General features: G+C 32.9%; 18 protein-coding genes. 12 read left to right on the top strand and 6 right to left on the bottom strand.

Features of this window, described 5'->3' with window-relative positions:
- The first annotated feature begins 48 nt into the window (after positions 1–48).
- From OIU83_RS05930 to OIU83_RS05905, 6 genes are all read left to right on the top strand, one after another.
- The gene (locus tag OIU83_RS05930; protein WP_264205353.1) at positions 49–1311 is read left to right on the top strand and encodes a TolC family protein; all 1263 of its coding nucleotides are present in this window, start codon (positions 49–51) and stop codon (positions 1309–1311) included.
- 7 nt (positions 1312–1318) lie between these two features.
- Positions 1319–2212 (top strand): HlyD family secretion protein, encoded by an 894-nt coding sequence (locus OIU83_RS05925; RefSeq protein ID WP_264205352.1) that lies wholly within the window; start codon positions 1319–1321, stop codon positions 2210–2212.
- Positions 2212–3120, top strand: a complete 909-nt coding sequence (locus OIU83_RS05920) for an ABC transporter ATP-binding protein (RefSeq protein ID WP_264205351.1) — start codon at positions 2212–2214, stop codon at positions 3118–3120. The genes OIU83_RS05925 and OIU83_RS05920 overlap by 1 nt, the downstream gene beginning before the upstream one ends.
- 77 nt (positions 3121–3197) lie before the next feature.
- On the top strand, positions 3198–3938 hold the full coding sequence (locus tag OIU83_RS05915) for an ABC transporter ATP-binding protein (RefSeq protein WP_264205350.1): 741 nt from the start codon (positions 3198–3200) through the stop codon (positions 3936–3938).
- An 11-nt stretch (positions 3939–3949) separates the two neighbouring features.
- On the top strand, positions 3950–5056 hold the full coding sequence (locus OIU83_RS05910; protein WP_264205349.1) for an ABC transporter permease: 1107 nt from the start codon (positions 3950–3952) through the stop codon (positions 5054–5056).
- On the top strand, positions 5053–6171 hold the full coding sequence (locus OIU83_RS05905; RefSeq protein ID WP_264205348.1) for an ABC transporter permease: 1119 nt from the start codon (positions 5053–5055) through the stop codon (positions 6169–6171). Before OIU83_RS05910 ends, OIU83_RS05905 begins: the two co-directional genes overlap by 4 nt.
- Positions 6172–6259: 88 nt before the next feature.
- Here the strand turns inward: OIU83_RS05905 and OIU83_RS05900 are convergent, their stop codons facing one another.
- From OIU83_RS05900 to OIU83_RS05875, 6 genes are all read right to left on the bottom strand, one after another.
- Complete coding sequence (locus OIU83_RS05900) at positions 6260–7141, bottom strand: diacylglycerol/lipid kinase family protein (RefSeq protein ID WP_264205347.1); 882 nt, start codon at positions 7139–7141, stop codon at positions 6260–6262.
- 232 nt (positions 7142–7373) lie between these two features.
- On the bottom strand, positions 7374–9788 hold the full coding sequence (locus OIU83_RS05895; protein ID WP_264205346.1) for a TonB-dependent receptor domain-containing protein: 2415 nt from the start codon (positions 9786–9788) through the stop codon (positions 7374–7376).
- Between the two features lie 182 nt (positions 9789–9970).
- Positions 9971–10399: a PepSY-like domain-containing protein gene (locus tag OIU83_RS05890; RefSeq protein ID WP_264205345.1), complete on the bottom strand. Its 429-nt coding sequence runs from the start codon at positions 10397–10399 to the stop codon at positions 9971–9973.
- Positions 10400–10474: 75 nt separating this feature from the next.
- Positions 10475–11737, bottom strand: coding sequence for a sensor histidine kinase (gene porY, locus OIU83_RS05885; RefSeq protein ID WP_264205344.1), 1263 nt, complete (start codon positions 11735–11737; stop codon positions 10475–10477).
- On the bottom strand, positions 11730–12407 hold the full coding sequence (locus OIU83_RS05880) for a response regulator transcription factor (RefSeq protein WP_264205343.1): 678 nt from the start codon (positions 12405–12407) through the stop codon (positions 11730–11732). The genes porY and OIU83_RS05880 overlap by 8 nt, the downstream gene beginning before the upstream one ends.
- Positions 12408–12528: 121 nt before the next feature.
- The gene (locus OIU83_RS05875; RefSeq protein WP_264205342.1) at positions 12529–13071 is read right to left on the bottom strand and encodes a hypothetical protein; all 543 of its coding nucleotides are present in this window, start codon (positions 13069–13071) and stop codon (positions 12529–12531) included.
- Positions 13072–13361: 290 nt separating this feature from the next.
- On the opposite strand from OIU83_RS05875, the gene OIU83_RS05870 reads away from it, so the two are divergent.
- The 6 genes from OIU83_RS05870 (at position 13362) to OIU83_RS05845 (ending at position 21730) form a co-directional block, all read left to right on the top strand.
- A complete protein-coding gene (locus tag OIU83_RS05870) occupies positions 13362–13979 on the top strand; it encodes an outer membrane beta-barrel protein (RefSeq protein WP_264205341.1) in 618 nt (205 codons plus the stop codon).
- Between the two features lie 220 nt (positions 13980–14199).
- Complete coding sequence (locus OIU83_RS05865; protein ID WP_264205340.1) at positions 14200–15846, top strand: DUF6377 domain-containing protein; 1647 nt, start codon at positions 14200–14202, stop codon at positions 15844–15846.
- Between the two features lie 223 nt (positions 15847–16069).
- A complete protein-coding gene (locus tag OIU83_RS05860; RefSeq protein WP_264205339.1) occupies positions 16070–18286 on the top strand; it encodes a glycoside hydrolase family 3 C-terminal domain-containing protein in 2217 nt (738 codons plus the stop codon).
- 365 nt (positions 18287–18651) lie between these two features.
- Entirely contained in the window at positions 18652–20124 is a 1473-nt protein-coding gene (locus OIU83_RS05855; RefSeq protein WP_264205338.1) for a DUF1254 domain-containing protein, read from the top strand.
- 184 nt (positions 20125–20308) lie between these two features.
- Positions 20309–20881, top strand: a complete 573-nt coding sequence (locus tag OIU83_RS05850) for a Crp/Fnr family transcriptional regulator (RefSeq protein WP_264205337.1) — start codon at positions 20309–20311, stop codon at positions 20879–20881.
- A gap of 60 nt (positions 20882–20941) precedes the next feature.
- Positions 20942–21730, top strand: coding sequence for an SDR family NAD(P)-dependent oxidoreductase (locus OIU83_RS05845; RefSeq protein WP_264205336.1), 789 nt, complete (start codon positions 20942–20944; stop codon positions 21728–21730).
- The last annotated feature ends 84 nt before the right edge of the window (positions 21731–21814 follow it).

The following is a 21814-nucleotide window of genomic DNA, read 5'->3' as shown; positions in this document are numbered from 1 at the left end:
TGAACAGATCAAATGATTAAAACGAAGTATTAAAATAAAATTATAAATATGAAAAGGTTATTTGTAGTTATACTGGTTCTTTTTTCTGTATTTCAGTTTTATGCACAGCAAGATAAGTTGTTAAAACTTCAGGATTGTTATGCTATGGCAGAAGAGAATTATCCGTTATCCAAAAAACGAGATTTGATTACCAAAAGCAGCGAATTCACAATTGATAATATCGCCAAAGGATATTATCCCAGATTTGATGTTTTTGGTCAGGCAACCTATCAGTCGGATGTGACCAAATTACCCATTAGTATTCCTGGTATCGATGTGCCAATTCTTAACAAAGATCAATATCGCGCTTACGCAGAAGTAAACCAGTTAATCTATGATGGCGGTGCATTGAAACAACAAAAGGCAATTGTCGAAAAGCAAACAAAAGTTTCGGAGCAGCAACTCAAAGTAGATTTATATGCTGTAAAACAAAGAGTAACCGAACTCTATTTTGGAATACTTGTTTATGATGAACAACTTTTCCAAAATGAATTACTCAAAAATGATATCCGTATCGGAATTAAAACTGTCGAAGCACAACTTGTTAACGGTACAGCTTATAGAAGCAGCCTTGATTTACTTAAAGCCGAATATCTTCAAACGGATCAAACAGCTACAGGTATTCGCAATTATAAAAAAGCATATCTGGATATGTTAGGTCTTTTTATAAACCTGGAACTATCTCCGGACACACAATTACAAACTCCGGATAATATTGTAAATTCAATGGAAATAAAACGTCCCGAACTTGAACTTTTCAATTACAGAAATGAAAGTCTGGAGATTGACAAAAAAACAATTTCGATTGGTAATTTACCAAAGTTTAATTTTTTTGTACAGGGAGGTTACGGGAATCCCGCGCTTAATGTCCTTAAAGAAGGTTGGGAATCGTATTATATAGGAGGTGTAAGGCTCAATTGGTCTTTAACGGGTTTTTATACATCTGATAAACAAAAACAAATTATCGAGATTAATAAAGAACAACTCGAAGTAGATAAAGAAGTTTTTCTCTTTAATACCAATCAGTCGATTAAACAACAAAATGCAGAGATTACAAAACTAGAAGAATACCTTGTTTCGGATAATGAGATTATAAAACTTAGGAATAATGTAAAAAAAGCGGCTCTTGCACAGTTGGAAAACGGCGTTATAGATTCCAGTGATTATCTGCGTGAAGTGAATCAGGAAAATGCTGCAACGCAAAATAAAATTATCCATGAAACAGATTTGCTTTTGGCGAAATACAGACAAAAATTAATAACTGGTAATTAATCACAAGATGAAAAAAATAGTATTAATAACAATAGTAACATTAGCAATATCATGTTCCGGTACCAAGGATGAATTTGATGCAACAGGAACTTTTGAAGCGGTAGAAACTATTATATCTGCCGAGGCTGGCGGAATAATCAAAGAACTGAAGGTTGAGGAAGGTAATGCATTAAAAGAAGGTCAGGTTGTGGGGTATATCGATACGATACAACTTTCGCTTAAGCGAGATCAATTATTGGCACAAATTAAAGCAACACAAAGCAAAAAGCCCGATATCAATTCACAATTGGATGTATATAGAGAACAACTAAAACAAGCCAGGATAGACGAAAAACGCATGCGAAATCTGGTAAAAGCCGATGCCGCAACGAGAAAACAACTGGATGATGCAACAACCAATGTATCAGTTATACAAAAACAGATAAATGCATTACAAAAACAGTTGGATATTAATACGACAGGAATCAATGAAGATACCAGAACTTTAAAAGTGCAGGTAGACCAGATAAATGATCAATTGGCTAAATCTAAAATTGTAAATAAAATTAATGGAACGGTACTCACTAAATATGCCGAGATGGGTGAGATGGCAATCATTGGTAAACCGTTATATAAAATAGCCGATTTGTCGACCATAATCCTAAGAGTATATATTACCGGAGATCAATTACCAAGTATTAAAATAAATGATAAGGTGCAAGTATTTGTAGATGCAACAAACAAAACCTATAAAGAATACGGTGGCATTGTAGAATGGATTAGCGATAAGGCAGAGTTTACGCCAAAAACGATACAAACCAAAGATGAACGCGCCAATCTTGTATATGCTGTGAAAATAAGAGTTAAGAATGATGGTTATCTTAAGATAGGAATGTATGGCGAAATAAAATTCTCGAAATAATGGAATCGGTTGTTGTAAAAAATATTACCAAAACCTACGGAAAGGAAAAGAAGATAGCCGTTGATGACGTTTCTTTTTCGGTGAATAAAGGAGAGCTTTTTGGATTAATAGGTCCAGATGGAGCAGGGAAAACCAGCATTTTTAGGGTTTTAACAACGCTTTTGCTCGCCGATAGAGGTTCGGCTTCGATTGATGGACTTGATGTGGTAACAGATTTTAAATCCATAAGAAACACCATTGGTTATATGCCTGGTAGGTTCTCCTTATATCAGGATTTAACGGTAGAAGAAAATCTATCTTTTTTCGCCACATTATTCGGAACTACGATACAGGAGAATTATGATTTGATAAAAGATATTTATATCCAAATAGAACCTTTTAAAACCCGTAGAGCAGGGAAATTATCTGGAGGAATGAAACAAAAATTGGCTTTGTGCTGCGCTCTTATCCATAAACCGAATGTGTTATTTCTGGATGAACCCACAACGGGAGTTGATCCCGTATCTAGAAAGGAGTTTTGGGAAATGCTCAAAAAACTAAAGGAACAGGATATCACAATTATAGTTTCTACGCCTTATATGGATGAAGCCAATCTTTGTGATCGCATTGCATTGATCCAAGAGGGGAAAATACTTTCTATCGATAGTCCGAAGAATATTATCGACAATTATCCTGATGTGCTTTTTGCCATCAAAGCAGATAAAATGTATCCGCTCTTACAAGCTTTGTCTGTATACCCAAAGAGACTTGCAAGTTATGCCTTTGGAGAGTTTGCACATTTTTCTTTTCAGGGAAAACCAAATCAACCAGATTTATTGCAGTTTCTGGAAAATAAAGGAATTAAAAACATAGAGATAAAAGAGGCAGCCGTAACGATTGAAGATAGTTTTATTAAACTTTTGAGTTGAGAATTTGTCAGACGTTAAGCTTTGTCAAAACTCAAAACTTTGACAAAGCTTGATCCAACGGTTAAAAAAACATTTTTATGAGCAAAAAAGTAATTTCATGTAAAGGATTAACCAAACGATTTGGAGATTTTACTGCAGTAGATTCTATCACTTTTGATGTGGATAAAGGGGAGATTTTCGGGTTTCTAGGTGCAAATGGTGCAGGTAAAACTACAGCTATGAGAATGTTATGCGGTTTATCCAACCCAACTTCTGGTGAGGCTACAATTGCGGGTTTTGATGTTTATAAGGAAACAGAAAAAATAAAGAAAAGCATTGGTTATATGAGTCAGAAATTCTCTTTGTATGATGATCTTACAGTACAGGAGAATATTACTTTTTTTGCAGGGATTTATGGGCTTAGTGATAAAGCGATTAAAGAGAATAGTGCAGCACTTTTAAAACAGTTAGGAATGGAAGATCAGGCAAACAAAAGAGTTGGCTCACTTCCGCTGGGATGGAAACAAAAACTGGCATTCTCAACTGCAATTATACACAAACCGGAAATTGTATTTCTGGATGAACCTACAGGAGGAGTAGATCCTGTAACGCGCAGACAATTTTGGGATTTAATCTATGAAGCTTCAGGAAACGGAATCACGATTTTTGTAACGACACATTATATGGATGAAGCCGAATATTGTAACAGGGTCTCTATAATGGTCGACGGAAGGGTAGAAGCACTTGATACTCCAACAAATTTAAAAAAGCAATTCGGCTTAGCAACAATGGATGAGGTTTTTTATCATCTTGCCAGAGAAGCAAAACGCGGAGAATAATAATCTAGGAGATGAAACAGTTTTTAACATTCGTAAAAAAGGAATTTTTGCACGTACTGCGCGACAAAAAAACATTATTCATTCTCTTTGGAATGCCAATAGTGCAGATTCTTATTTTTGGTTTTGCACTCACAAATGAAGTCAAAAACTCAAACATAGTAGTTGTAGATTATGCCAAAGACATTGCTTCGCAGGAAATAATTAGTAAAATAGATGCAAGCCGATATTTTGAAATTACAAAAAGTCTTGCCGGAAGCGCAACATTGGAAGCAGCATTTAAAACTGGAGAAATAAAAATGGCAATTGTATTTCCGGAAGGTTTTAACAATCAATTATTACATGAGAATAAAGCACAAATACAGGTTATTGCAGATGCTTCCGATCCTAATACGGCTACGACATTAACCAATTATGTTTCGTCTATCATAAATGATTATCAGGCGCAATTAAATGAGACTAATCCGGTCCCATATCAAATAAAGCCAGAAGTAAAAATGTTATATAACCCACAACTAAAAGGAGCTCCAAATTTTGTTCCCGGAGTTATGGCACTTATTCTTATGCTGGTTTGTGTAATGATGACAGCAATTTCTATTGTTAAGGAAAAAGAGATGGGAACGATGGAAATTCTTTTGGTTTCTCCCTTTAAGCCTATTATGATAATACTATCTAAGGCAGTTCCTTATCTTTTACTTTCGATGGTTAATGTAATTACTATTTTATTATTGAGTGTATTTGTTCTCGATCTTCCTATTGCGGGAAGTATACTTTTGCTTTTTGCCGAGAGCACACTATTTATTATAACCTGTCTTACTTTGGGAATATTTATTTCTATCAAGACAGATTCGATGCAAACGGCTATGTTAATATCATTGCTAGGGATGTTATTACCTACATTACTTTTTAGTGGTTTTATGTTTCCTATAGAGAATATGCCACTGCCCTTGCAATGGTTTTCGAATATTGTCCCTTCTAAGTGGTATTACATAATTGTGAAGAATGTTATGATAAAAGGACTGGGATTCTCATATGTATGGAAAGAAACCCTGATTCTATTTGGGATTACAATTTTCTTGTTGATAATAAGCCTCAGAAGCTTTAAAATACGTTTGGCATGAGAATCATAAAATTTTTGTTCATAAAAGAGTTCAAACAAATATTCCGTAACCGCGCTATTCTGGCAGTGATAATGGTAATGCCGGTTATACAGCTTATCATTTTGCCGCTTGCCGCCAATTTTGAAATAAAGAATATTAATCTGGCTGTGGTAGATAATGACCGTTCCGATTATTCCAGAGATTTAATTAATCAGGTTATCGCTTCGGGTTATTTTAAGTTACGCAGCTACAATGATTCCTATAAACAGGCTTTCATTCAAATAGAAGACGATAATGCCGATTTAATTTTGGAAATTCCGCGTGGATTTGAGCAAGATCTTATACGTGAGAACAAGCAACAGCTTTTTATTGGTGTAAACGCCATAAACGGAACAAAAGCAGGTTTAGGAGCAGGTTATATAAACCAAATTATACAAGAATATAATAACGGACTAAGAAACAAATTGAATGTAGCAGATAGTTTTAATGCGATTCCTGTAATAGAGATTACAACGTCCAATTGGTATAATCCACATTTAAATTACAGACTATTTATGGTTCCGGGAATATTGGCTATTCTCGTTACACTGGTTGGTGGTTTTCTCTCGGCTTTGAATATTGTAAAAGAAAAAGAAGCGGGTACAATTGAGCAAATTAATGTTTCTCCAGTTAAAAAATACCATTTTATCTTAGGGAAATTAATTCCGTTCTGGATACTCGGTAATGTAGTATTTACATTGGGATTACTTGTAGGTTGGGTTTTTTATGGCATAATTCCGTTAGGGAATATCTTTGTTTTGTATGCTTTTGTGTGCGTTTATCTATTGGCTATTTTAGGTTTTGGTTTATTGATATCTACAATATGCGATACGCAACAACAAGCCATGCTTATCATGTTCTTTTTTGTAATGATATTTGTTTTAATGGGAGGTTTATTTACTCCCATAGACAGTATGCCCGATTGGGCAAAAACAGCTTCGAAGTTCAACCCGATAAGTTATTTTATTGATGTAATGAGGATGGTAATAATAAAAGGAAGTGGCTTTAAGGATATCAGCAAGCATATTTTAATTATACTGGGATTTGCAATCGTACTAAATACCGCAGCTGTTATTAATTATAGAAAAACGTCTTAAAATGGTTTGTGTTAATTACCTCCAGCTAAAGCAGGAGGCAATTCAAAAACTTAAAATTAAATAAGAGATTGTTAACCTCATTCTCGTATTACTCCGTAATAACCATAAGCCCGCTTTTAATAATCGATACTTTAATCACATTGGTTTCAAAATTGTAAGATTCACCATCTATCTGGGCATCAAGATATATTGCCGCAGGTACTTCTATCGTCAATTCCTGAATTAATGTATGTTTTGCTTTTTTGAAATTTTCAACTGTATTGCGTAACACATGATAACCTAAAAGCATTTTTTCTATAAACGATAGTTGAGGTACAACAATTAGATCCAGCCAGCCATCGTTAAGACTTGCTTTTGGCGTTAAACTCATATTATATCCCATTTCGTTAGAGTTTGAAATGAATAATAAGAATGGATTAGCCTCTATCTTTTTATCATCCAGCGATAGTATCGTTTTACGGGTTTTAAATTCTAAACTAGAAGATAAAGCAGCTTTTACATAAGCTACAAGCGTACGTTTTCCAGAGTGTTCGTATTTTTTTATGATTAGTGCATCAATTCCAATTCCTGTATTGCTAAAGAAATAATGATCATTTATTTTACCTACATCTATAGACGAAACAGTCCCTTTTCGGATAATTTCAATAGCTCTCTCAAAATTCCTTGGGATATTTAAGTTTGATGCCAAACCATTTCCGGAACCAACCGGAATAATTCCTAATTTTATAGTAGTACCAATTAAACAGGATGCAACTTCATTTATCGTGCCATCTCCACCACAAGCTACGATATAGTCAGGTTTATTGGCTACAGCTGCTTTGGTTAATGCTATGGCATGTTTTTTATGTGTTGTGTTATCAATCTCAATCTTAAATTGATCTTTTGGGAAATAATTCTGAATAAATGAAGCTGAAATATTATGTTTTCCATTACCCGAAATTGGGTTAACTATAAAATGGATGTATGTCATTATTTTAAAATTTGCGTATAAGAATAGAATTTAGCAATATAGCATTTTATACCTATACAATGTAACAAAGTTTCAATCTCAATTCAGAATTAATTCTGAATTTTACGGATCCATTAATTTGAAGCAATTTTTCTAGTTATTCCTTGTAATAAATAAGCTGTTGGGTGTAATTCGTAAAAATTTTATTTAACACAAATTATACCCAACAGATTTAAATAATTATGCAGCGGTATTAAAATTTATAGCTGTAGCCAAATCGAACAACTTGGGTTTCATAATAGTCACTATTGTTATAACTAAATCCATCTCCTTGAATTTCTTTCTTTATTACAAGAGTATTTAGAACATCTGTAGCATTAAGGAATATTTCGCCTTTTCCTTTCTGTACCGTTTTTTTAACTCCTAAATCTATCGAGAAACGAGAGTTTATTCTTCCTTGCGGGATAATGTCTGGAGCAAGATATACAGCCGATAATTGTCCGCTTACGGTTTTATTTAACAGGAAAGTATTATTCCATTTTACATTTCCAGAAAAAATTTGTTGTTTTTTTCCAAAATAGGTTGTTGGAATTGGGTATAAATTTGTCACGGTAAATGCATCTATTTCATTTTGATATCCATTACCATTTAAATTAAAAGTATACCATGAATTTACTTCTTTAGAATATACGATTTCAATACCTGTAGAGGAGCTTTTGCCTGCGTTTTGGAAAACATTATAAATAAGATTACTGTCGGGAATTGTGGTTGCAATTCGGCTAATGGTACCATTTACAAAGCGATGATAAAGCGATGTAAACAAGTATCCTTTATCAATTGTAGTTTTGTATCCGAGTTCAAATGCACTTGTAAATTGTGGTTTAAGAGCAGGATTACCAACTTTTATAATTTCGGCATCATCGTATTTTGGAAAAATTCGAATATCTACTTCACTAGGTCTGTCGACTCTGCGATTGTAAAAAGCAGTCAACTTGTTTTTATCATTAATTTTATAGCCAAATCTTACGCTAGGGAAGGGCTGTATATAATCATAACCATCACTTTTGTAGGTAGGATGATCGGGATTAACGTCATATTGCAGGTTTACATACTCCATACGAAGACCTACTTCGGCCTCTATTTTATTATTTTCGAAAATGTAGTTTCCGTACAATGCAGGAATAATTTCTTTGTAAGTTGCCCAACCGCCGGCATTAGGATCCAAAGGAGAATTTAATCCCGGATAAAATTGCATATTGGTAGGGATTTGTCTGTTTCGGAATTTTAATCCAGTTTCAAAACGACCGTATTTTAAAGGCTGAACATAATCTACGTTTATATCGATTACCTTCTCATCAGAAAGTAATTTAAAAGAATCTTTTCCAGTAAAGGTTGGCATAATATTATCAAAGAAGTATTTCTCATCTTCTTGGTGATAGGTATAATTAATTCCAACGTTTAATTTATGTCCGGCTTCTTTAAATTTATGCTGATAAGAGGCAGACACCATTGCAGTTGTTTTTAACTCATCTTCTACAAATTGCCATAAGCGCAGGCGTTGAGAATAATCCTGATTAAAGAATGGTTCATCACCATTATCGATAATTTTTTCACTTCCAAACATTCCCGATATAGCAAAGGTATTTTGCTCATTATAATTCCAATCTATTCCTGTTTTTACAGTTGTAAAATGAGTATTACGATTTCTTTTTGTTTGCTGGTTTATAATCGTACCATCATCATAAGTTCGGGTAACAAACTCATTTTTATTAAGCGTTTCGGTATATAAATAATCAGCTTGTAAATAGGCATTTATTTTGTCTTTACGGTAATTCAGCGAAAGCGATGGATTAATCTTTGGTGTTACCTGATATTGAGGTCTTATAGTAGGTAGATTTTCTTTTCGTTGCCATAAAGCACCGTATCCAGAAGCGATACCAACTTTCCCGTTAAAACCTTCCTGTTTGTTCTTTTTGTAAATAATATTGATAATTCCCGCATTACCATTTGCATCAAATTTGGACGAAGGATTATTTATGATTTCTATTTTTTCTATTGCAGATGCCGGTATATTATCCAATCCCGATTGACTTCCAAAACCCGTTAAAGCCGTTTGTTTTCCGTCTATAAGAACCATAACCTTATCATTACCTCGCAACTGTACTTTGCCATCCTGAACAGTAACACCTGGTAAGCTTTGCATGGATTGTAATACCGAACCACCACTTTGGGTAATATTATCGGCTACCGAAAAGACTTTTTTATCCATTTTGGCACTTACAGCATCAGCTTTGGAGGTTGTTATGACAACTTCATTCAGCGTATTTATATCTTCCTCAAGTTCTATATTTGATAAATCCAAAAAGTCCGATAATGAACCTACAAATAGTGACTGTGTTTTGGTTTTATATCCTACAAAACTAATTTCCAAAATATAATTCCCAGAGTTAATACTAGAAAAAGTAAAACGTCCTTCTTCATTACTTACAGTACCTGCAATAAATTTTTGATTAGCAGATGATTTTAAAACAATATTTACATAAGGAACAGAAGTCTTTAAACTCTTGTCTTTTATCATTCCCGAAATAGTGACCGATTTGGTTTGAGCAGTTGCTTTTGAGACTATAAACAGTATCAAAGTCAGTAAAAATAATATCTTTTTCTTCATTGTATTTTATTTAATTGATTGTTTTGCCCGAAAAAATTAGGCACGTAAAAATGCAGTACTAATTATAGATTTTACTCTATATAGCTTTTTTATAAGTGTATTTTAAAAATGTATTTCAGATTAAAATGTATCTATACCATTGGGATTTTGATACATTGTCGAAAGACGAAAGACATATGTTTTTATTCCATAACCTCTTTTATAAAGTTCCCTTTATGGTCGAATATTAAGTCCTTTTTATAAATTTCTACCTCAAAATATACTTTACCAGTTGGTTCCGTGATTTTAGTAATGTCTTTAACTTTTTTACGACGATAATTGGATTTTACATATTGTATAATGCCATTCGGTAATTGTCCAGCTGTTATTTGAATTTCGGATTGGAGAAGATTTCCGGAACTGTCTACTAAAGCGGATTGTTTCTTATTATCAATTGTGAATGATGCTTCGTAATTATCTTTTTCTTTTTCCCATTTTACGTTCGTAGCATCTGGGAATTTTAATAAAATCGTTGATTTTACAATACCTGGAACACTTTTAGGATCTAAATCCTGAGCCATTGCAAAGGCAGAAATTAATATTGTAAATACTGTTGTTATTAATGTTTTCATTTCTTTTAAGTTTTTAATTAATGAAAAATTATCTGAGACAAAATTAAACTTAGATTCTGTAGGAAGTTTGAATTTTTAAAATTTAACTGTAAAACAGTGTAAATTATTGTCGAAAGCATAGCTAATTTTCCAGTGACTTATCTCTGTTATCTTTTTTATAATTGCCATTCCCAGTCCATTTCCTTGCGATGAAGGATTTGATTTGGAGAATCGATTAAATAATTTGTCTACGATCAATGCTGTTTCTTGCCCTGTATTTAAGAACGTTATAGAATCGCTTGTAATTGTAATAATGATTTTTCCGTTTTTATTATTGTGTCGAATAGCATTTAGAAATAAATTATTAATAAGTACTTCGGTCAATGATGGATTGCCTTCTATTTTTAGTTTCTCGGTATATTCGATAACAATATTTAAGTTTTTAGCTTTTGCTTGTTCTGTAAAAAACTCAAGATGTTTCTTTAAATACTCATTTATAATAATGGGTTCTTTGTCCGGATAATTTCCATTTTCGATTTTAGAGAGCAATAATAAATTTTTGTTCAGCCTGTTTAGTCTGGAAACATCTTTGTTGAGAGAACTTAAAACTTGTGACTGATCTTTGGTTACGTCAAGCTGAAAAAGTGTATCTATTTTTGTTTGAAAAAGTGCCAATGGTGTTTGCAATTCATGAGCTGCATTCTCGACAAATTCTCTTTGATTATTATAAATATCGGTATTTTTTTCGATAAGACGGTTAAGACTTTTATTGAGACGGTTAAATTCCTCTACATCCGTATCCATAAAATGAGGTTTTTTGTTCTTATCGATTTCAAATCCCTGAATTTGGTCCAGTGTATCGTAAAAAGGTTTCCAAAGTTTTCGGGAGGAGATTTTGGTAATGATTAATATTCCTAGAAGTAGAATGATAATTACGACCAAAAACAACATGGCAATACTTATAATCAGATCTTCTTTCTCAATAAGATTAGTTCTGCCTACGTATGTATACGGCTGTCCTTTGATTAATATTGGTGTGTTTAGTTCTCTGTAAGGTTCATTTTCATTCTCTAGTTCATCAAAGTATACTTTACTAAAAAGACTGTCTTTGGTAACAATATGCTTGGGGAAAATTTGAACGTTTCGATTGTATTTATTCCATAATGCGATATCTTTAGCATCAAATTTTGGTAACTTATTTTTTAAGAATTCATCTCTGTGCAAAGCCAGTGTCTCGTCGGTTTCCTCTATATACAAACGCTCAGTAATATAATAAAAAACGGGAACTGATATTAACAGTACAAAAACTGAAAATATCAAAAATGTCGTTGTAGTTTTATTTAAAAGTTTTTTATTCATTGTCCCATTTGTATCCTAAACCGTAGATTGTTTTTATATAATCGCCACTTCCGGCATGGCTTAGTTTCTTTTTTAAATTCTTTATATGTGCATAAACAAAATCATGATTATCGAGCATATCTGCCATATCTCCCGAAAGATGTTCGGCTATGGCGCCCTTGGAAAGAACTTTATTTTCATTACCGATTAAAAAAAGTAATAAATCAATTTCTTTTTTTGTGATATCCAGCTTCGTGTTATTTACAGTTACAGTTTTGGAGAGGATATCGATGACAATCTCATTAAAGACAACATTATTATTGCCTTTAAAATTTTTGCGTCTTATAAGCGCCTGAATCCTTACAAGTAATTCAGATAAGTGAAATGGCTTTGTTAAATAATCATCGGCACCAAGATTAAATCCTTCGATTCGGGTATCCAATGTTTCTTTGGCAGAAATAATAATAACGCCTTCGGTTTTATTTCTTTTTTTTAATTCTTTTAGTATATCAAATCCATCCCCATCAGGAAGCATTAAGTCCAATAATACACAATCATAATCATAATTATTGATTTTATCAAGAGCATCTTTATATGTTCCCGAGGTTTCACATTGAATACCATTGGGTTTAAAATAGCCCTTTATATTCGCAGCTATTTCCAGTTCGTCTTCTATTATCAAAATTTTCATACCGCAATTTAGCAATTCAATTCTGAATGAAATCTGAATTTATGATTTTGGTTCGTTTTTTATATAATTAAACTATATAAGTTATTTAAGGAAATATAAGATTTAAAAGGGTTTAGCTTTTTTAATATTCTTTTACATCGGCTATTAAAAATGATTTACCGGAATGAATAACCTTTATATCTCTTTTATAGCTATGTTTATAAGTAAGATCTCTAACGATGGTTTCAAAAATATATGCTTTGTCCTTAGTTACCGATAAAAATTTACAACTCATCACTTTTATTTTTCCATAATCTTGTGTTGGAATAAGAAAACCTTCTGTACCAACATATTTAGTATCAAATGTATTTTTCCATTTCTTTTTAAAGGTCTCATTTGTTAAGCCATTATCGTATTCTATATTTATTGCATCGCTTTTATATTCTGCATAGGTTTTGGTTGTGATATCACTCATTTCAAAAGTTTCTTTATTAAAATTAATTTCAATAGCTTTTATCAACCATTTTTTTGCATTTTCCTGATCTTGATCCTTCGTTTTTTGCTCAATAACCGTTTGGTTTGTTTTAGTATTCGAATGATGATTTGGTTGTGATTTTCCGTTTTTTATTAACATAATTGCCGATAGCAAAGGGAATATGAGCGCAAGAAAATTCACTTTGTGCATTGTTGATTGTTTTTTTTTGATAAAACGAAGTTATAAATTATTAGCATTTCTCAATAATTACAAAAAGAATTAACAGCCTCTTTTTTTTATTGCAAATTTTTAAAGTGTTTAAAATTTAGATTTTGTGTAGATTTTCCCTCACTTGTTGCATTAATTCTGTTTCATTTTAGAATTTGGAACGGACTTATTTTAGAAAACTAGGTATGTTAAAAAAGTAAGATTAATTTTAACAATCTAAAATTATAAGTCCCAAAACTGAATAAATAATAATCTATTTAATAAACAAAATTATGAAACATTACAGTCTGTTACTCGTTGTTTTTTTAGTATCAATGGGTATGAAAGCCCAGGATGCAAATTCCTTTTCTCTTAATCTATATGGAGGGTATACTTTTTCTGATAAAGTAACGTATTATAATTCCTCTGGAGAAGTAGGAGATGGATTTGAATATGGCGCAGGTCTTGAGTATTTTATTACAAAGAACGCTTCTGTCGAGTTAAAATATTTAAGACAAAAAGTTGATTTACCTATATACATATCAGGAAATCAAATTAACCCTGGCGATGATAAATCAACTTTTAACTTCATTATTGGCGAAGGAACTTACTATTTTGATACAGGTTCATCTAATGTTTCTCCTTATTTAGGAGGAGGTCTTGGGGTTGGTATTGTCAATATACCACGAAATGGTAGCGATACTAATTTTGCTTGGGATATTAAAGCTGGTGTAAAACTAAGAACAAGTTCATTACTATCAGTAAACCTAAATGCCTACTTACAATCTATGAGCACTGCGGTAGGAAATAGCTATTATTGGACATATTATTATGGTCCGGTAGCTGTAACCGATTATGTAGCTTCTTATCAGTTTGGGTTAGGAGCTGTATTTAGCTTTAATTTCAAATAGAAAAATACTCTTTTCAAAATAAATAAAAGCATCCGCATTGTCGGATGCTTTTTTTGTTTATATATTAGAATTAACTGCAAAGTAAGCAAAGATTTATGCGAAGTTCGTAAAGTTTCTTCGTGCCTTAGAATCTTAGTCTCTTAGAACCTTTAAAAAATATATTTCTTTAGTTGCACTTTACTATCTTTGGCTGTCATAATTATTTATTTTAAAAACAGTTTTGAAAAATAGTCTTTTGTTTCTTTTTCTCGTTATAGTGTGCTATCCGGTATGTGCTGGAAACGGGGCAGATACAATTTTTGTAAATTTAGACTTAGCTTTAAAAAATAAACAGAAATACGTACAGCTTAAAGAAGAACGAATTGCCAATTTTAAGAAGATAAAATCATCTGATTTAAGCGATTATCAAGAATATGATTATAATAAAAGCTTATATAAAGAATACCAAAAATTCAATTCGGATTCGGCTATTTTCTATGTCAGGAAAAATCTAACATTAGCCAATAAACTTCATAATTTATATTTAGAAGAAACTGCTCAACTGCAATTGGCAAATCTATATTCCTCATCGGGAAGATATCGAGAGTCTGAAGAAATTCTGAAAAGCATAAATAAAAAACTCTTACCACAACAATTACTTTCGGATTACTATGAAGGATATCGCGAGTTTTTCTCGCATTATTTAACAAATAGTTATAATCCTGCGTATGTAGAGCAATCCGAAAAGTATCGTGATTCTTTATTTGCAACACTAAATCCCCAATCGCTGAAATACAAAATTGTTCTGGCAGAAAAGAATATTTCTGATGGGAAAATTGATAGTACCGAGAAGGAATTGATTCATTTATTGAAGCAAACAAATCCTGAGAATCCGCAATACGCCATGATTGCTTATCTTTTGGGGAATATATACAAAAAGAAAGAAAATCTTGAATTAAAAAAGGCCTATTTTGCTATTTCGGCGACTGCCGATATTAAGAATTCTATAAAAGATAATGCATCGATTCAAGAGTTGGCATTGGTTTATTTTGAATTGGGAGATATTGACACAGCTTATAAATTAACAAAATCGGCTATTGAGGATGCTATTTTTTGCAATGTACAATTTCGAACGCTCCAAATGTCCGAAGTATATTCGATCATCAATACTGCTTATCTGGATAAAGAAGCTAAAAGAAAAAGCCAATTGCAATTGTATCTTTTGCTAATAAGCATACTTGCATTATTCCTTGTTTTGGCGGTGATTTATGTTTACAAACAAATGAAAAAGGTTTCGAGGATAAAAGAAGAGCTTTCGAAAACAAGTGAAGAATTGGTGAAACTAAATGCAGATATTAGTAAAACAAACAATCAGTTACAGGAAAGAAACGCTCAGTTATCGGAATCGAATCATATTAAAGAAGAATATATTGCGCATTTTTTTAGTCTATGCTCCACATATATCAATAAACTTGAAAATTACCGCATTACCTTAAACAAGAAAGCAACTGCCAAACAGTTTGAAGAATTGTATAAAATTCTAAAATCAACAACTTTGGTCGATAATGAATTGGAAGAATTGTACAAGAATTTTGATACTATTTTTCTAAACCTATATCCCACTTTTGTAAAAGATTTTAATTCTTTACTTATCAACGAAGAGCAGATTATACTTAAGCAAGGAGAGTTATTAAATACCGAATTGCGCATTTTTGCATTAATACGTCTTGGAATTAATGATAGTGTGAAAATTGCAGCTTTCCTTCGTTACTCTTTAAGTACAATTTACAATTATCGCACAAGAGCCAGAAATAAGGCTGCCGTTTCTCGTAATGAATTTGAAGAAATGGTTATTAAAATAGGCTTAATTGTGGTTAAAACGCAATAATTTATTTCAATTTCACTACTTTTTTTATCTATTTTTAATTGTTAAGTATTTGTAGTTCAGTTCTTTGGGTTTTTTAGCTACTACTTTTGTATAATAGGTGCTTTTATGTAAACTATAACGTTTTAGCTTTACAATATAATTATTGGCATTTAATTCTGGATTATGAGTTATGCAGGTTCTGTAATTATATAAAAAAACAATTTTATTAATAAAGTAAGTAGTTATGTTTAAAAACATTAAAGCAGTTGTTGTTTTACTTATATTAGGTTCATTCGGAGTGAATGCGCAGAATAAAGTACCAGTTTATCTGGATGATAAAAAGCCTATTCAGGAACGTGTCGAGGATGCGCTTGCACGAATGACATTAGAAGAAAAAATAGCAATGGTTCATGCGCAATCAAAATTTAGTTCGCCTGGAGTTCCACGTTTAGGGATTCCTGAATTTTGGATGACCGATGGTCCTCATGGTATTCGCCCAGAGGTTTTATGGGACGAATGGGACCAAGCAGGATGGACGAACGATTCTTGTATTGCTTTTCCAGCACTTACAGCTCTTGCAGCAACCTGGAACAAAGAAATGTCTTCATTATATGGCAAATCAATAGGTGAGGAAGCACGTTACCGCAATAAGACTGTTTTATTAGGACCTGGAGTAAATATTTACAGATCTCCGCTTAACGGACGTAATTTTGAATACATGGGAGAAGATCCTTTCTTGGCTGCAAAGATGGTTGTGCCTTATATTAAAGGTGTTCAGGCAAACGGAGTAGCGGCTTGTGTGAAACATTTTGCATTAAACAATCAAGAAACAAATCGTCATACTGTAAACGTAAATGTAGATGATCGTGCTTTGTACGAAATCTATCTACCAGCATTTAAAGCAGCTGTTCAAGAAGGAGATGCCTGGACAATTATGGGGTCTTATAATAAATACAAAGAACAACCTAACTGCCACAATGAGTATTTGTTAAATGATATTCTTCGAGGAGAATGGGGATTTAAAGGTGCTGTTGTTGCCGATTGGGGAGGAGTTAGCAATACGCGTCAGGCAATTACAAATGGTCTGGACATGGAATTTGGAACTTGGACAAATGGTTTATCTGCAGGTACAAAAAATGCTTATGATAACTATTATTTGGCAAAACCATATTATGATTTAATTAAATCAGGACAAGTAGGAACCAAAGAATTAGATCAAAAAATACGTAACATACTTCGATTGGCTTTCCTTACTACAATGGATAAAAACAGACCATACGGTTCGTTTGGAACAGAGGAACACGGTCTTGCTGGTCGTAAAATTGCCGAAGAAGGAATCGTTTTGTTGCAAAACAAAAACAATATATTGCCAATTAACCTTAATAAAACTAAGAAAATTGCAGTAATTGGAGAAAATGCAATCAAGATGATGACTGTAGGTGGTGGTAGTTCATCATTAAAAGCAAAATATGAAATTTCTCCACTTGATGGATTAAAGAAAAGAATTGGTACACAAGCCGAAATTATCTATGCTCGTGGATATGTAGGTGATGCAGAAAGTAGTTATAACGGAGTTGCTTCTGGACAAGATTTATCAGAGAAACGTTCGGCAGAACAATTATTGGCAGAGGCAATTGATGTTGCCAAGAAAGCCGATGTTGTATTGTTTATCGGTGGATTGAACAAAAGTAATCATCAAGATGCAGAAGGAGTAGACCGTTTAAGTTTAGAGCTTCCATACAATCAGGATAAAATTGTAACCGAATTGCTTAAAGCAAATAAAAACCTTGTATTCATTAATATCTCAGGTAATGCTGTAGCAATGCCATGGGTAAATGAAGTACCGGGAATTGTACAAGGATGGTTTTTAGGATCGGAAACTGGTAATGCTTTGGCAGCAGTTTTAGTTGGAGATATTAACCCATCTGGAAAATTACCATTTACTTTCCCAGTAAAATTAAAAGATAACGGAGCGCATGCTTTGGGTGAATTCCCGGGAGGTAATGAGGTTACTTATAACGAAGGTATTTTTGTAGGATACCGTTGGGCAGATAAGCAAAAAGTGAAACCTTTGTTTGGTTTTGGACATGGATTAAGCTACACAACTTTCCAATATGGAAAAGTTACCGCTGACGCAAAAGAAATAACGGCTGCTGATAAAATAACCTTCTCTGTAAAAGTTAAAAATACAGGAACAAGAGACGGTTCAGAAACGGTTCAGTTGTACATAAGTGATTTAAAATCTTCTTTGCCACGCCCTATCAAAGAATTGAAAGGATTTGAAAAAGTAAACCTAAAAGCTGGAGAAGAGAAAATAGTTTCGATTACAGTAGATAAAGCAGCGTTAAGCTTTTTCGACCCTGTTAAACATGACTGGGTTGCAGAACCTGGAGATTTTGAGGCATTAATTGGAGCTTCTTCAACAGACATTAAAACGAAAGTGAAATTTATATTAAAATAGTTCACTAAAGATGCTTTTGAAGCTTGGTAATAATAAAGGCTTCAATGGTTGGTTAGTTAGTTTCTATGATCCCGATTGCATTATGTAATCGGGATTTTTTTTGCTTAAATTTACTAAGTCAAATTGCAATCAAAAAAATGCACAGACTTCATACGTTTAAATAGGTTAGGTCAAAAAGAAAAATTAATTTTAAAGCTCGGGAATTTGATTATAAAGTGTAACTTGTAAGAAATTTCCAATTTTAATTATGGTTACTCACATAACAAATTTCATTATCATCATATATTTATATATTAATTGATGTTTTGAGAATATTTATTAATCACAAAGTATATAATTTTGCTTTGTATTAAACCCCAAAATTTATGAAGAACTTTACTTTAACATTTTTAATAATTTGCTTATTTATTGCTTGTAAGAAAGACGAGCAAAAAGAGAGTGATGCAAAAAAAGAAACTACTGCTACAGATGACAACACAATTGTAAAAGCTGCCGAAGCTGCTTATTTGTATGGGTTACCATTAGTTTTAATGGATATTACCCGCAGACAAATAACCAATAAAGAAGTTGCGAATAGTATGGGAGCGCCTATGAATCAGTTTAGTCATAAATCGGCATTTCCTGATGTTACCCTTAAAAATGAGACATTCCCCAATGCCGATACTTATTCTTCTTCGGCTTGGATTGATTTACGCAAAGAACCTTTGGTACTTTCTGTTCCGGATACTTATGGAAGATATTACCAATTTTCTATAATTGATGCGTATACAAATGTTTTTACCTCTGTGGGAAAAAGAACTACAGGAACAACTGCAGCAAATTTTTTGATAACAGGACCAAAATCTAATGAACCTGTGCCGATAGGAATGCAAGAACTTAAATCTCCAACTAATATGGTACGTATCGTTGGTCGAATTCAGGTAAATAGTTACATGGATGGATTAAAAGTTTATAAGTTACAACGTCAATTCAGACTTGTTCCTTTAAGCAGTTGGACTACAGATTATATTGATCCTAAAGGAAAATTTGATTCATCGGTTCCAAAGGGAACACCCACCGAGATTGTTTCGAAAATACCAGTTGGAGAATTTTTTAATTATGTTAATCAGTTATTGGTTAATAACCCACCAAAAGCAGCAGATGCAGAAGCAATGAAACAGTTTGCTATGATTGGAGTAAAACCCGGAGCCAAATTTAATTTAAGCACCTTTAATGCTTCTGTTCAGTCTATATTACGAACCCTTCCGGATAAAATGCTGGAAGAAATGAATAAAGCTCAGGCAAAGACAGCACAGCTAGAAAACGGATGGAGTCCTATAGATATAACATTAGGAGCATTTGGGACCAATTACGAGTACAGAGCAGTAGTTTCGTATGCAGGATTAGAGACCAATCTTCCTCAAGACGCTATACATTCTACTTGTAAAGTCGATGAAGAAGGTGAAAAATTCAACGGAGCAAATAAATATGTAATTCATTTTAATAAAGACGAAATTCCGCTTACCAATGCTTTTTGGTCATTAACAATGTATGATGCTAAAGGTTTCCTTATCGCAAGTCAGATCAATCGATTTTCAATTGGTAGCCGCGATCCATTAAATAAAAATGCAGATGGTTCTATTGATATTTATTTTCAAAGAGCATATCCGGGACAAATGAGAGAGAAGAATTGGCTACCGACACCAGCAGGAGATTTTACTATAATGTTGAGAGTATATGCTCCAAAAGAAGAAATGATAAGAGGAGCATTAAAAATACCCGCAATTAAGAAAATCGTTCCAATTGTACCTGGGACAGAACCATTACCAACGGTAGCACCTATACCAGAATCAGAATAATTTTTATATAAGTCTTATCGCATAGACGTATTCCTGTATGTCTATGCGATCTATGTTGACAAAAAAATAACCACAGAAAAGACAATGGTTTTCGCAAAGTTTTTTAGCTTTGAACCTAAGAACCTTTGTCCCTCTGAACCTTTCCACCTTATACAGTAATTTATTAAATCAACAAATTTTTATAATGTATACTAAACTACTTGAGCTTGTAGCAGAGATTATTGCAATTGATAATTCGGATACTATCCTGGTCGAAAATTTCTTTGAACCTGTAAATTGTAGTAAAGGAGAAATTTTGGAGAAAGAAAATAAAGTAGCTCAATATTTATATTTTATTAATTCTGGTTTTATGAGGGTTTTTTATAATCAAAATGGAGATCAGGTAACTACACATATTAATTGCCCTTCGGGTTTTATTACTTCTTTTAATAGTTTTATCACAGGAACTCCTGCATTGGACAATATCGAGTGCATTACAGCCTGTGAAGTATTACGAATTACAAAAAAAGATTTTGATGCATTATGCCATAAAAGCCAAAAGTGGGCTGACTTTGCCAGAATTATTTATGAAAAATCTTTAATTTATAATGAGCAAAGAACGAATGATATCATTGCATTATCTGCCGAAAAACGATATCTCAAAATTTTAAAAGATAATCCTGCTATGATACAAAATGTTCCACTACAATATATAGCGTCGTTTATAGGAATTAAACCCGAAAGTTTAAGCCGAATTCGAAAACAAATCATTTCCTAACATACATCAAGTAGATTGTTTTGGTTATTACTGAATTTTGTATCAGAAATAATTAAAGAAATGAAAACGATAAAAAACAAAACAGCATTTATTACCGGAGCATCATCTGGTATTGGCGAAGCATTTGCTTATGAATTAGCAAAACAAGGAGCAAATCTTATACTAACGGCTCGATCTGAAGATAAATTACAAGTCTTAGCCAGAAAAATTTCCAATGAATATAATGTAAAAGTAACTGTATTTACAGGTGATCTTTTGCAAAAAGAAACCCCACAAAAATTATACAATCAAATAAAACAAGCCGGATTATCGGTTGATTTGTTGGTTAACAACGCAGGGTTTGGTAAATGGGTGAATTTTCTGGACGAGAGTATGGAAGATTATGATGAAATGATTGAAATAAACGTTAATGCCCTTGTGAAATTATGCCATCTTGTATTGCCGGATATGTTGAAAAAGGGGGATTGCGGAATCATAAATGTGGCTTCAACAGGAGCATTACAGCCATGTCCATATGTAGCAACATATTGTGCGAGCAAATCATTTGTATTGAATTTCTCTGAGGCGTTATATGGAGAATATTCTAAGCGTGGAGTTACTATTACAGCACTTTGCCCGGGTAATACTACCACAGGTTTTCAATCGATTGCAAAAGCAAACACTAAAGGCATGGCTGCCGATACTCCAGAAACTGTTGCAAGACAAGGAATCGCAGCAGTATTAAAAAATAAAAGCTTTAAAATAGTTGGAGCTGTAAATTATTTGCAATCTTTTTTACCAAGATTGTTACCTAGAAAAATGGTGATTAATATTGTTAGCGGAATGATGAATGGAAAAGTAAATGGTTGAAATATTAAATAGAAAAAAAACTTTTTTATTTAACCAAAATCACTTACCAAAATTTATTATGACATTGTTAACGCACTTTAGTCA

The organism is Flavobacterium shii, from assembly GCF_025847235.1.
In the GTDB taxonomy this organism is placed as follows: domain Bacteria; phylum Bacteroidota; class Bacteroidia; order Flavobacteriales; family Flavobacteriaceae; genus Flavobacterium; species Flavobacterium shii.
The sequence above is the reverse complement of the archived record's forward strand: the minus strand, read 5'-3'. Positions and strand labels throughout refer to the sequence as shown.